Source organism: Nonomuraea sp. NPDC003754 (assembly GCF_053605785.1).
The window spans coordinates 218,152-230,686 of the sequence record NZ_JBSGJX010000010.1; the positions used below are offsets into that span (position 1 = coordinate 218,152).

Annotated in this window: 12 protein-coding genes and 1 pseudogene; 5 read left to right on the forward strand and 8 right to left on the reverse strand. The window is 71.6% G+C overall.

The features are described 5' to 3' along the window. Positions 1–18 precede the first annotated feature (18 nt). The 4 genes from recN to ACWEVS_RS15795 form a co-directional block, all read right to left on the reverse strand. Positions 19–1,728 (reverse strand): DNA repair protein RecN, encoded by a 1,710-nt coding sequence (recN, locus tag ACWEVS_RS15780; RefSeq protein WP_449925770.1) that lies wholly within the window; start codon positions 1,726–1,728, stop codon positions 19–21. A 73-nt stretch (positions 1,729–1,801) separates the two neighbouring features. Next, a complete protein-coding gene (locus ACWEVS_RS15785) occupies positions 1,802–2,701 on the reverse strand; it encodes an NAD kinase (protein WP_449925773.1) in 900 nt (299 codons plus the stop codon). After that, positions 2,698–3,510, reverse strand: a complete 813-nt coding sequence (locus ACWEVS_RS15790; RefSeq protein WP_354907159.1) for a TlyA family RNA methyltransferase — start codon at positions 3,508–3,510, stop codon at positions 2,698–2,700. Before ACWEVS_RS15790 ends, ACWEVS_RS15785 begins: the two co-directional genes overlap by 4 nt. Continuing rightward, positions 3,507–3,665, reverse strand: coding sequence for a hypothetical protein (locus ACWEVS_RS15795; protein WP_354907160.1), 159 nt, complete (start codon positions 3,663–3,665; stop codon positions 3,507–3,509). Before ACWEVS_RS15795 ends, ACWEVS_RS15790 begins: the two co-directional genes overlap by 4 nt. A gap of 152 nt (positions 3,666–3,817) precedes the next feature. Here ACWEVS_RS15795 and ACWEVS_RS15800 point away from each other — a divergent pair, with 152 nt between their 5' ends. Beyond that, positions 3,818–4,165, forward strand: coding sequence for an SCP2 sterol-binding domain-containing protein (locus ACWEVS_RS15800; protein WP_354907161.1), 348 nt, complete (start codon positions 3,818–3,820; stop codon positions 4,163–4,165). A gap of 130 nt (positions 4,166–4,295) precedes the next feature. On the opposite strand, the gene ACWEVS_RS15805 is transcribed toward ACWEVS_RS15800, so the two are convergent. After that, positions 4,296–5,255 carry an HAD-IIA family hydrolase gene (locus ACWEVS_RS15805; protein WP_452552013.1) on the reverse strand — a complete coding sequence of 320 codons (960 nt, stop codon included), beginning with the start codon at positions 5,253–5,255 and terminating at the stop codon, positions 4,296–4,298. Positions 5,256–5,344: 89 nt separating this feature from the next. Between ACWEVS_RS15805 and ACWEVS_RS15810 the strand changes: the two genes are divergently transcribed. Continuing rightward, positions 5,345–5,770: a TipAS antibiotic-recognition domain-containing protein gene (locus tag ACWEVS_RS15810; protein WP_452552015.1), complete on the forward strand. Its 426-nt coding sequence runs from the start codon at positions 5,345–5,347 to the stop codon at positions 5,768–5,770. 521 nt (positions 5,771–6,291) lie between these two features. On the opposite strand, the gene ACWEVS_RS15815 is transcribed toward ACWEVS_RS15810, so the two are convergent. Next, a complete protein-coding gene (locus ACWEVS_RS15815; RefSeq protein ID WP_449925783.1) occupies positions 6,292–6,726 on the reverse strand; it encodes a tetratricopeptide repeat protein in 435 nt (144 codons plus the stop codon). 110 nt (positions 6,727–6,836) lie between these two features. On the opposite strand from ACWEVS_RS15815, the gene ACWEVS_RS15820 reads away from it, so the two are divergent. Continuing rightward, positions 6,837–8,273: a DUF1015 family protein gene (locus ACWEVS_RS15820; RefSeq protein ID WP_452552016.1), complete on the forward strand. Its 1,437-nt coding sequence runs from the start codon at positions 6,837–6,839 to the stop codon at positions 8,271–8,273. Positions 8,274–9,124: 851 nt separating this feature from the next. On the opposite strand, the gene ACWEVS_RS15825 is transcribed toward ACWEVS_RS15820, so the two are convergent. Next, on the reverse strand, positions 9,125–9,553 hold the full coding sequence (locus ACWEVS_RS15825) for a single-stranded DNA-binding protein (protein ID WP_452552018.1): 429 nt from the start codon (positions 9,551–9,553) through the stop codon (positions 9,125–9,127). A 134-nt stretch (positions 9,554–9,687) separates the two neighbouring features. On the opposite strand from ACWEVS_RS15825, the gene ACWEVS_RS15830 reads away from it, so the two are divergent. Further along, positions 9,688–10,614, forward strand: a complete 927-nt coding sequence (locus ACWEVS_RS15830) for an MBL fold metallo-hydrolase (protein ID WP_452417810.1) — start codon at positions 9,688–9,690, stop codon at positions 10,612–10,614. Between the two features lie 149 nt (positions 10,615–10,763). Here the strand turns inward: ACWEVS_RS15830 and ACWEVS_RS15835 are convergent, their stop codons facing one another. Next, complete coding sequence (locus ACWEVS_RS15835) at positions 10,764–12,062, reverse strand: hypothetical protein (protein WP_452552020.1); 1,299 nt, start codon at positions 12,060–12,062, stop codon at positions 10,764–10,766. Positions 12,063–12,344: 282 nt separating this feature from the next. Between ACWEVS_RS15835 and ACWEVS_RS15840 the strand changes: the two are divergent. Beyond that, positions 12,345–12,535: pseudogene (locus tag ACWEVS_RS15840) on the forward strand (hypothetical protein); the annotation flags it as partial.

The window sequence follows — 12,535 nt, forward strand, 5'->3', positions numbered from 1 at the left end:
CAGATTTGTCACGGAGGATCACCGATCAGCCGCGGCCATTCCCAGCAGTTCCTCGGCGTGTGCTCTGCCCAGTTCGGAATCTTCCAATCCGGCCAGCATCCGCGACAGCTCACGCACTCTGCCGTCGTGGTCGAGGGTGACCACGCCGCTGCGCACCACGCTCCCATCGCTCGCCTTCTCGACCACCAGGTGCTGGTCGGCGAAGGCGGCCACCTGCGGCAGGTGAGTGACGACTATCACCTGCGCCGTGCGGGCCAGCCTGGCCAGCCGGCGGCCGATCTCGACCGCGGCCTTGCCGCCGACGCCCGCGTCGACCTCGTCGAACACGAACGTCGGGACGGGGTCGGCCCCGGCGAAGACCACCTCGATGGCCAGCATGACGCGGCTCAGCTCGCCGCCGGACGCCCCCTTGTTGAGCGGCAGCGGGGGCGCGGCCGGATGCGCGGCCATGCGCAGCTCGACCTCGTCGACGCCCTCGGGCCCGAACTCCTCGCTCTGCGAGATCTGCACGACGACCCTGGCGTGCGGCATGGCCAGCGCGGTCAGCTCCGCGGTGACCGCCGCGCCGAACCGCTCGGCGGCGACCGTCCTCACCCTGGTCAGCTCGGCGGCCAGCTCGGTCAGCCGCTTGGTGAGCTCCTCGTACTCCTTGGTGAGCTCCTCGATGCGGTCGTCGTCGCCCTCGAGCTCGGTCAGGCGGCCCGCCGAGGCCTGCGCCCAGGCCAGCACGCCCGCGCTGTCCTCGGCGTACTTCCTGATCAGCGCGCCCAGGGCGGCGCGCCGTTCCTGCACCACGGCGAGCCTGGCCGGGTCGGCCTCGATCGACTCGGCGTAGGCGGCCAGGTCGGTGGCGACGTCGGAGATCAGGTAGCCGGCCTCGGCCAGCCGGTCGGCCACACCGGCCAGCTGCGCGTCGTAGTCGCGCACCGCCTCGACCGCCGAGCGGGCCTCGCCCAGCAGCGAGATCACGTCGCGGGCGCCGCCCGACGGGTCCATGGGGTCGCCCAGCAGCGCGGTGTGCGCCGTGGTGGCGGCCCCGCGCAGCGCGTCGGCGTGGGACAGCCGCTCCTCCTCGGCGCGCAGCTCGACGTCCTCGCCCTCCTTGGGGTCGACCTTCTCGATCTCCTCCAGGCCGAAGCGCAGCAGGTCGGCCTCCTGCGCGCGTTCCCTCGCCTTGGTGGTCAGCTCCTCCAGCAGCGCGGCGACCTGCTTGTGGCGCTTGTAGGCCTGGGAGTAGGCGCGCAGCGGCTTGACCAGGTCGTCACCCGCGTAGCGGTCGAGAGCGGCCCGCTGCCTGCCAGGCTGGAGCAGCCGCTGCTGGTCCATCTGGCCGTGGACGGCCACCAGGTCGTCGGCCAGGTAGGTGAGCGTGCCGACGGGGACGGTGCGGCCGCCGAGCCACGCCCTGGAGCGTCCCTCGGCCGAGACGGTGCGGGAGATGATCAGCTCGCCGTCCTCGACCTCGCCGCCGACGTCCTCCACCTGCTGGGCCACCCTGCCACCCGTCTCGACGACGAGCGTGCCCTCGACCATGGCCTTGTCGGCGCCCGGGCGGACCCTCGACGGATCGGCCCGACCGCCGAACAGCAGGCCGAGCCCGGTCACGACCATCGTCTTGCCGGCACCCGTCTCGCCCGTGACGACGTTGAAGCCGGGTGAGAGCTCGAGGACGGCCTCGTCGATGACGCCGAGCCCCTGGATGCGGACCTCCTCGACCCTTGGTCGCACTGGTCACTCCCGTTCCATCGACTAGCCGAACACCTGTGCGCACGCGATCCTACGCGCTCCCGCCCCTATTGACTCAGGGACGCACCCTTCCGCGCCAGCCCTGTACAGGCAATTCGAACTTGGCGACCAGCCTGTCGGTGAAGGGCGCGCCGGTGACCTCCAGGCCGTGCAGGCGGACCAGCCGTACCGGCAGGCCGGACCTGCGGACCTCGACCCTGGTGCCGGCCGGCAGGTCGAACCTGCGCCGCCCGTCGCACCACAGCACGCCGCCCGGCGTGCGGGGCAGGATCTCCACCGCCAGCGTGGAGCGCGGCGAGACCACCAGCGGTTTGGCGAACAGGGCGTGGGCGCTGATCGGCACCAGCAGCAGCGCCTCCACCTCGGGCCAGACCACCGGGCCGCCCGCCGAGAAGGCGTAGGCCGTCGAACCGGTCGGCGTCGCGCAGATCACCCCGTCGCATCCCCAGCGCGACAGCGGACGGCCGTCGATCTCGGCGACGACCTCCAGCATGCGGTCGCGCTTCTCCACCGTGGCCTCGTTGAGCGCCCACGTGTCGGCCATGATCTGCCCGTTCTGGCGGGCCGTGACGTCGATCGTCATGCGCTCCTCGACGTCGTAGCGGCCCTGCACCACCGCGTCGACGGCCGCGGCCAGGTCGTCGACCTCGGCCTCGGCCAGGAACCCGACATGGCCGAGGTTGACGCCGAACAGCGGGGTGCCCGCGGGCCTGGCGATCTCGGCCGAGCGCAGCAGCGAGCCGTCGCCGCCGAGCACGATCATCATCTCGGCGTCCTTGGCGGCGTTGGGGTCGGACGGCATGACCTCGACGCCCTGGCAGCCGATGTCTTCTGCCTCCGACTCCAGCACCCTGACGCAGAGACCCGCCTCGACCAGCCTCTCGATCACCAAATGGGCGCTCTCGATCGCGGCCTCGCGCCCGGTGTGGGCGGTGACGAGCACGGTGCGCTTCATTGCGGCCCCTCCGACACGGCACGTTCGATCGCGGTCTCCAGATCGTCGACCCCGGGCTCGCCCTCTCCCTTGCCCAGCCACAGCAGGTACTCGACATTGCCCGAGGGCCCCGGCAGCGGGCTCGCGGTGACACCGCGCACGGTCAGCCCCAGCTCCAGGGCCTTGGCAGCGGCGTCGCGCACCGCCCCGGCGCGCAGCTCAGGGTCGCGGACCACGCCGCCCGCGCCCACCCGTTCCTTGCCCACCTCGAACTGCGGCTTGACCAGCATCACGAAGTCGGCCCGCGGCGCCGCCACCGCCGCCAGCGCTGGCAGCACCAGGCGCAGCGAGATGAACGACAGGTCGCCCACGATGAGCGAGGGCGCCTCGCCGACCAGCTCGGGCGTCAGGTCACGGACGTTGACGCGCTCCATCACCGTGACCCGCTCGTCGGTGCGCAGCGACCAGGCCAGCTGGCCGTAGCCGACGTCGACGGCCAGCACGTGGCCCACGCCGTGACGGAGCAGGACGTCGGTGAACCCGCCGGTCGAGGCGCCCGCGTCGAGCGCCCGACGGCCGGCCACGCGCAGCTTGGGGAACGCCTCCAGGGCGCCGAGCAGCTTGTGGGCGCCGCGCGAGACGTAGTCGGGCCCCTCGGACGACTCGGCCACGACGATCGCCGCGGCGGTGTCGACCTGCGTGGCCGGCTTGGCCGCCACCTGACCGCCGACGCTGACCCGCCCGTCGGTGATGAGCTGGGTGGCCTGCTCGCGCGACCGGGCCAGGCCGCGCCGGACGAGCTCGCTGTCGAGCCTGACGCGACGGCTCACTGGTCGTCCACGGAGGCCAGCGTCTGCTCCAGGGCCGAGAACGCCTCCTCGAACAGCGCGACATGATCGCGCACGGGCAACGCTCCCGTCGCGGCCAGGCCTCCCACGACCGCGTCCACCCGCTCGTCACCGGTCTCCACCGGCAGCTCACTCATGTTCTCGAAGGTATCGGACACCGCCGACACTATGCCGACCCCCTGGCGCGTTAGGCAGTGTGAGAGCGGCTTTCCGGCGCGCCGGAATTCATATGCTCCCCATATGGAACGCTACCGTCCGTAGAAACGGCGAGAACGGGAGGACGACCAGCATGGCTACCCTCGAGGAGTGCAGGGCGGCGCTTGACAAGCTCGTCGAGCAGTTCGACGAGATCGACGAGGAGTCCCGGGCCAAGCACGTGGTCGAGCGGACGCTCAGCTGCCGCATCTCCGACCTCGACGTCATGTTCTACGGCCGGATCCACCACGACGGTCTCGACCCGTTCCATGACGAACCACCCGCCGGTGGCAGGCCCGCCGACGTCAAGCTGACCATCAGGAGCGACGACCTCATCGCGCTGGTCGACGGGGAGCTCGATCTGGCGCGCGCCCTGCTGGGCGGCCGCGTCAAGATCGACGCCAGCTTCGGCGACCTGCTGCGCCTGCGCCGCCTGCTCTGACCCCCTCCGCGCGGGTGCGCTCCCCCTGGACTCCGCGCGTACGGCAAGCCGGGCCACGGCCACCGTGGTCACCGGTGGCCGCCCGTCCATCACGCGTACTCCAGCAGGACTCCGGTCCTCGGCCGGACGATCAGGCTCGCAGCGTGTCGAGGGCGGGTTTGAGCGCCTCCTCGTCGAGGCGTCCCTCACCCGCCGCCGCCCACGCCGCCGCGCAGGCCGTCCTGAGCCCCTCGATCCACTCGCCGTCGCCCTCGAGGTGCAGCCGCCCGTCCGACCACCAGGCCCGCCAGCCCTGCCGTACGGACGGGTAGGGCAGGTGGAGCGCCGACAGGTCCTCGGCCACGTACGTCGGCCTGTGCTCGGGGGCGGCCGTCAGGAGCTCCCGGGGGGTGGCGACGCCCGTCAGCACGAGCAGGCTGTCGACGCCCGCGTTCGTCGCGCCCTCGATGTCGGTGTCGAGCCGGTCGCCCACCACCAGCGGACGCCGCGCGCCGGTACGGATCATCGACTCGCGGTGCAGCGGCGGTGCGGGCTTGCCCGCGTAGACGGGCTCGACGCCGGTCGCCGTGGCGATCACCCGCACCATGGCGCCGTTGCCCGGCAGCTCGCCGTGCGCGGTGGGCATCGTGGCGTCACCGTTGGCGGCCACGAACCACGCGCCACGCCGTACGGCCAGCGCGCCCTCCGACAGCAGGCCGTAGGACAGGTCCGGCGCGATGCCCTGCACCACCGCCACGGGGTTGTCGGCGGCCACGGTCACCGGGCGCAACCCGCGGTCCCTCACCGCCATCCGCAGCCCCATGCCGCCCACGACCAGCACGGGCGCGCCCGGCTCCACCTGCTCGGCGATCAGCCTGGCGGCGGCCTGCGCGGAGGTGACCACGTCGGACGCCGTCGCAGGAACGCCGAGATGGCTGAGATGGCCGGCGATCGCGGCAGGGGTCCTCGAGGCGTTGTTCGTCACGTACGCCAGCCTCGCCCGCCCCGCCGCCTCCGCCAGCGCCTGCGGGGCGCCGGGGACGGCCTGCCTGCCCAGGTAGACGACGCCGTCGAGGTCCAGCAGCAACGTGTCGTATCCGTCGATCAGCACCGCGTCTCTTCTCCCGGGTTGACTCTCACGCCGCGTGAGACTTTAGCGTCACGTCCGCACCTACCCATGAGCGAAGGATGTGAGCTCCCATGACCCTGACCCCTGCGGAGAAAACCGAACTGTTCGGCGATTTCGACGTCGACGGGCACGCCGAGGAGGCCGAGTCCCGCTGGAGCGGGTCCCCGGCGTGGACCGAGTCACAGCGCAGGACGTCCTCCTACGGCAAGCAGGAGTGGAAGAGGTGCTTCGCGGAGTCGGCGGACATCTCCGGCAGGCTGGCGGTGCTGATGACCTCCGGGGTCGCCGCCTCCAGCGCGGAGGCGATGGACCTGGCCGAGGAGCACCGCCAGCACATCAGCCGCTGGTTCTACGACTGCACGAGCGAGATCCACCAGGGGCTCGGGGAGCTGTACGTCAGCGACGCGCGCTTCACCGACTCCATCGACCAGGCGGCACCCGGGCTGGCGGGCTACCTCCGCGACGCCATCCAGGCCAACGCCGCCCGCTCGCTGTAGCCCCTGAGGCGCCCGCTCGCTGTAGCCCCCGATCCGGGCATACCGCCCGCTTGACCCCACCCACAGCGTCCGGCGGGGAGCCGGGACCTCTTCCGCGAAGGATCAGCCGCACTCGTGGCGGGCGCAGCGAACGCTTCTCGCCTCCCTACGCTGCCTCGCCACCCGGCACGCCTTCCCACCGGCATCGGTGGGCCCCGCCCCTCCGGGGACCTACCACGCGGCACCCCGTGACGCGTCACCCTGACGCCCGCCGCACTCCCCCGGAATCCGGGACACCCGCCAGCCGGCGTTTGCCGCCCGTCGTCCAGCAAGGGAGGCAGGCCCGCCGTACCGCTTGCCTCCCGACGAACCGCTGGTCACGCCTCCCGCCAGGCACACAGACAGCGACCCGCCTCCCAGCGAACCCCGGGTCACGCCTCCCGCCAGGCGCACAGGCCAGCGGCCCGCCTCCCGACGAGCCGCCTGGTCACGCCTCCCGCCAGGCACGCAAGACAGCGGCCCGCCTCCCAGCGAACCCCTGGTCAGGCATCCCGCCTGGCGCGCAGGGTGGCGCGCACGCTCTTCAACGCCGATACGTAATGACGCTCGTCGGGCCGCATGGCCACCGCGATGGCCAGCGGTTCCTGGGCCCCTTCCATGTCTCCTGTCCGCCACAAGGACAACCCCAGCCCGAAATACGCATAGTCCTCGGCCGGGTTCGCGTCGACGATCCACCTGAAGGTGTCCGCCGCCTCCGCGTACTGCCTGGAATTGAACTGCGCCCTCGCCAGCGCCTCTCGAATGCTGCGCGACTCGGGTTCCGCCTCGGCGGCCCGCTCCAGCAGCGCCGCCGCGGCAGCGGGACTGCCGTCCTTCAACAGGCCGACACCGCGCTGGTACCAGTCGTACACATCCCCTGCGGGAGCCCCCTGACCAGGGGATGGGGAATCTTCGGGGTCGCTTTTCCCTTGGGTCATGTGTGAGGCCTCCTCAATCGACAGACGACAGATCCGACCGATTCCCTGATGAACCGGGCACCGCTGCGCCCTTGGAGCAGTCCCTTGGTGATTCAGGCCTTTATGGGAACATGCCCGATATGGCGAGTCCTGAACTGCCGGTGCCTGATGGGCTGGTGCTACGCCCCTTCCATGGTGTCCGCTTCACTGTCGACGATCCCGCGAAGGTGACCTCTCCCCCCTATGACCTGATCTCCGACGGGGACGTGCAGGCGCTGCTGGACCTTCACCCCAACAACGTCGTCCGCCTCACCCTTCCCCGCCCCCCACGACACCCGACGCATCCCGCCGGTCCCGGCCACCCCGTGGGTCACGCCAACCACCACCCCAGGCGTCCCTCCGACGCGCTCGAGACCGCGACCGGAACGCTCAGCACCACCGCCCCACCGACCTCGGACTCCCGCCCGGCCGCCCAGCCGATCGACGGCGCGGCGGCCCCCGCACGGTACGGCCAGGCCAGGGACACCCTGCGCGCCTGGCTCGACGCAGGCGTCCTCGCCCGTGACGCCGAGCCCGCGCTCTACGTCTACGAGCAGTCCGGTCCGGGCGTCATGCAGCGCGGACTCATCGGCGACGTCGGCCTGGCCGCTCCCGAACAGCGCATCATCCTGCCGCACGAGGACGTCATGCCGGGCCCGGTCGCCGACCGCCTCGCCCTGATGAGTACCACCCAGGCCAACCTGGAGCCGATCTTCCTGCTCTACGACGGCGGCGGCCCTGCCACCCACCTCGTCGACACCGTGGCCACCACCCGGCCTCCGCTCGTCGAGGCCAACACCGGCGACGGCGTACGGCACCGCCTGTGGGCCGTCACCGCCACCGAGGAGATCGCCCGCATCAACGCCGACCTGCGCCACCGGCAGGCGCTGATCGCCGACGGCCACCACCGCTACGCCACCTACCGTGTCCTGCAACGCCAGGAACACGCCGCCCGCGACTCCGACGGCCCGTGGGACTTCGGCCTGGCGCTGCTGGTCGACTCGACCGCCTACCCGCCGGACCTGAAGGCGATCCACCGCGTCATTCCCTCCCTGCCGCTCGTCGAGGCCGTCACCAAGGCCAGGGGAGCGTGGCAGATCCGCGACTTCCCCACCCTCGACGCCGGCCTTGCCGCTCTCGACACCGCCCCCGAACCCGCCTTCCTGCTCGCCGGCACCGGCGAGACCAGCCATCTGCTCATCGACCCCGACCCTGTACAGCTCGCCCGTGCCATGCCCACCGACCGCTCCGAACGGTGGAACTCGCTCAACACCTCCGTTCTGGCCGAGTTCGTCCTTCCGCGGGTCTGGGGCATGCGGGACGACGAGCAGGCCGTCCGCATCGTCCACCACGACGCCCGCGCCGCGGTACGGCAAGCCGCCGACGCCGGTGGAACCGCCGTCATCCTCAAGCCCTTGGCCGTCGAAGCGGTGCTGGCGGTGGCCGCCGAGGGAGAACGCGTCCCCCGCAAGTCCACCTCCTTCGGCCCCAAACCCCGTACCGGCCTCATCCTGCGCACCTTCGTCTGATCGACCAGGCGATCTACCCGGTTACACGGACGCTCAGAGCGTTCCGCCCCACTCCAGAAGGGACACGCGCAGCGTTCCCCCACTCCACGAGGGACACACGCAGCGTTCCGCCCTGCTACACAAGGGACGGTCTTAGCGTTCCGCCCTGTTACACAGCGAGCACTCATGGCGTCTGCTCTCCTACACAGACGCTCATAACGTTTCGCCCGCTACACGCACGCGAGCGAGCTTCTCTCCCGCTACGGCGAAACGCACAGTGGTGCGCCCGCTACACGGAAACGTGTAGCGCGGCCTCGCTCGAGCTCGTCACTCGAGGCTGGACGGACATGTCCCGAAGCCGCCTCTCTCTGACGTGCCCCTGCCCCGCCGACGTACCGACGGCCGCGCACGTCTTCCAAAAGGCCGGCTTGTGCCGACTACAGAGAGACGACCGCTGAACACCGAACAACTCGTCCACCCTCAGGGCGTTCCTGGCGCATCTGCGCGTCCATGCCGACTCTGGCCTGGACGGGACCGGACTTCGTCTCTTCCCTGCCAGATGCGGCGATGAGCGCGATCCTGGTTCATCGCATCCAGAAAGGGTGTGCACGGCCTCCTGGTTCACCGCTCTTCGTGCCGCCAGAGCACCCGACCCCGTTCGCGCCTCACGACCCGCCCTGCCGATCGTCCAGCGCTTACTCCCCCGAGACCGAGAGCCTCACGACACTCACGCCCGCACCGTCAAGCCGCCCAAGCCACCGTCTCTCCGCGACTGAGGAAGCCGACATCCGGACTGGCACGTGCCTGCTCATCGGCGAGAAGACCCACACGGCGGGCCGACGCATGGAGAGGGCCCCTTCGCCCGCGACGACTCACCCGGCGGCGGCGAGGTATGCCACCGGACGCGGTTCCGCTCCCGCACGATCGGACGGCAGCAGCACCTCAGGGACCTCCATCGCCCGCGACGCCTCCGAACCGGCAACGGGCTCGGCGGATACCGGGACCACCGAGTGCGCCTCCACCTCGTACCGCCAGTTCTTGCCGGCCTGCGGCCCGTAGATCCGGCAGCGGAGCGCTCCCCGCACCTCCATTTCCGCCCGTGGCGCCATCCCCGCCACCAGGCTCGCCACCTCCGGATCGAAGGTCACGCACTGGATCGTGTCGACGAGGCCGCCCCGCCGTCCCCGAGGGCGGCGGCGGACGATGACCCGCCACTTGGTCAGGGTGTCGCCGCTGGGCATCGGCCGCTCTTCCGGCGCGGCGGACAGCCGCCCCACCAGCGTCACCTCGTTGCGGTCCACGGGGTCCTCCTCCTCACTCGGGCCCGGCCATGCGGGGCCTGCGCCTGTCGGGGGACCACTCTTTACGATGTGGGGAAGGCCGGAGCGGACAGAATGCCGTTCTGGGGACAGCGGTTCGGCTCGGGAGTGTGCCTGTGGACAACATCACCGCCCTCGGCGGCGACGTCTATGAGATCGACACGCGGATGGCGGGCTATGCCGGGATCACGGCTGGCTATCTCATCCTCGGCGACCGGCCGTGCCTGGTGGAGACAGGCACGTCGACCTCGGCTCCGGTGGTGCGAGACGCCCTCGCGTCGCTCGGCGTCGGGCCGAACGACCTGGCCACCGTCGTGGTCACGCACATCCACCTCGATCACGCGGGCGGAGTGGGCGACATGGCGGAGTTCTTCCCCCAGGCGCAGATCGTCGTGCACGAGAAGGGGGCGCGCCATCTGGCCGACCCGTCCAGGCTCATGAAGAGCGCCAGGATGGTGTGGGGTGACCAGCTCGACACGCTGTTCGGCGAACTGTCGCCCACCGCCGCCGAACGCATCGTCGCCCTCGGCGACACCGGCGCCATCGACCTCGGCAACGGCCGTACGCTCGCCAGCCACTACTCCCCCGGCCACGCCAAGCACCACGTTGGGCTGATCGACTCCGGTACCGGCGACCTGTACGTCGGCGACGCGGCCGGCGTCTACCTGCCGCAGACCGGCGACCTGCGCCCCGCCACTCCGCCGCCGGACTTCGACCTCCAGACGGCGCTCGACTCGATCGCGCTGTTCCAGTCGCTGGGCCCGCAGCGGCTGCTGTTCAGCCACTACGGCCCGGTCGGCGCCGTCCAGGAGACCCTCGAACGGTCCGCCGAGGAGCTTCGGGTCTGGGTCGACCTCACCAAACAGGCCCACCAGCAGGGCATGGACCTCGACCATGCCGTCGCGATGGTCCGCGACCGCACGCGCGAGCGCTACACGGCGCTGAAGGGGGACGACGAGACGGCCGAGCAGTTCGAACTGCTCAGTGGCGCGCCGTCCAACGTCGCCGGCATCCTGCACTGGCTCGACAAGGTCTCCCCCTGACCGGCGCGAGCACGCCCGAGTCGTGCCGGCGTGAGCCGCGCCGCTCCTGACATGCGAACGGCCCCGCGATGGTGACGCGGGGCCTGAGCGCGAGCCGCACCGTGGCGTGCCGTACCGGCAAGAGCTCTTCCGGTACGGCACGGCGGCGCTTACTTCTTGTCGTCGGGCTCCTGGCGGTCGTCGAGAATGTCGCCGAAGTCGGGCTCGATGAACGCCGGGCCGATGCCAGGCTTGGTGGTGCCGGTCGAGGAGGAGGCCAGCTCGGCGTCGATGTCCTCCTCGGTCTCGTCGGCCGGCGCTTCCCGGGAGTCACGCTCGCCCTGGACGCCCTCGTCGTCCGCTGCGGCCAGGCGGTCGTCCGCGGCCAGGTCGCGCGCCGCGTCGAGGTCGTCCGCCGACTCCTCGTCCTCGCCGGACGCGGCCTCGTCGGACTGCGCCTCGCCGGACTCCGCCTCGTCGGACTGCGCCACGTCGGACGAGTCCTCCTCGTCGTCCTCGTCCTCGTCCTCGGCGTCCAAGTCGTCCTCGAAGTCGAGGACGACGGCGGAAGACGCGACCTCCGGGTCGCCCTCGGCGTCGTCGAGGACGTAGGACGGCTGGCCCGCCTCCGCGGCCTCCTCGGCGAGGTCCTCGTCGTCGTCGAGCACCGCCTCGCCGCGAGCCTCCTCCAGCTCGTCGTCAGCGTCGTCGAACTCGTCCTCGAGGTCGCCCTCGTCCACGACCGCGGCACCCGCCGTACCAGTGCGGGCGGTCTGCTCGTCCGCCTGCTCGTCGAGGTCCTCGAAGTCCTCCTCGATGTCCTCGATCACGGCACCGGTCAGCTCGGCGTACCGCTCGGCGGCGTCCGTCTCACCGTCCTCATCGAAGGCCACGGCCCGCCCGAACCAATCGGTGGCCGCCTCCTGGTGCCCCGCGTCGGCCAGCGCGTCGGCGTAGGCGAAGGCCAGACGTGCCGACCACGGACGCGGGTTCGGGTCGCGGAGCTCGGGCAGCCGCTGCAGCGTGATGACGGCAGCGTCGTGCTGGCCGAGGTCACGGCGAGCGCCGGACTCGACGATGGCCAGCTCGATGTGTCCCGCCCGGTCGAGGCGCTCGGCCTCGCGCGATCGGACGAGGTCAAGCGCACGCTCAGGACGGCCCATCCCACGCTCGCAGTCCGCCATGATCGGCAGATAGGCGTCGGAACCGGTCATCCGGCGGGCGGCACGCAGGTCCGACAGCGCCTCGGAGTAGTTGCCCGCGCGGTAGGCGACGATGCCCGCGGCCTCGCGGACGACGCCGATACGCGCGGCGAACCTCCTGGCGACCTTGGTGTGCTCGTGCGCCCTGTCGGGGTCGTCCTCGACCAGCGCGCGCTCGGCGGCGACCAGGTGGCGCCCGACCAGCTCGGCCAGGTCGAGCGGGAGGGAGCGCAGCTCGTCACGGACGTCCTTGTCGAGCTCGTCCATGGTGATGTCCGGCGGAACGTCGGGAAGCGGCTCCCGGCGAGGGGCCTCCGCGTCGCCGTCCGGCCTGCCGTACCGCGCCCTGACGGGACCGCCGGCGCGGTCGGCGTGACCGCGGTCGTCGCGGGAGAACGGCCTGTCCTCGCTCCTGCGGAACCCGCCGCCGCGAGGCCTGTCGTCCCTGTCACGGAACCCACGGTCATCCCGACCCCGAAAACCATCGCCCTGGGGACGGTCACCACGGTCGCGGAAGCCGCGCTCGTCGCGATCCCGGAAGCCGCCACCTTGGGGACGGTCACCACGGTCCCTGAACCCACCGCCCTGCGGGCGGTCGCCGCGATCCCGGAACCCGCCACCCTGCGGACGGTCACCCCGATCCCTGAACCCGCCACCCTGCGGACGGTCACCCCGATCCCTGAACCCGCCACCCTGCGGACGGTCACCCCGATCCCTGAACCCGCCACCCTGCGGACGGT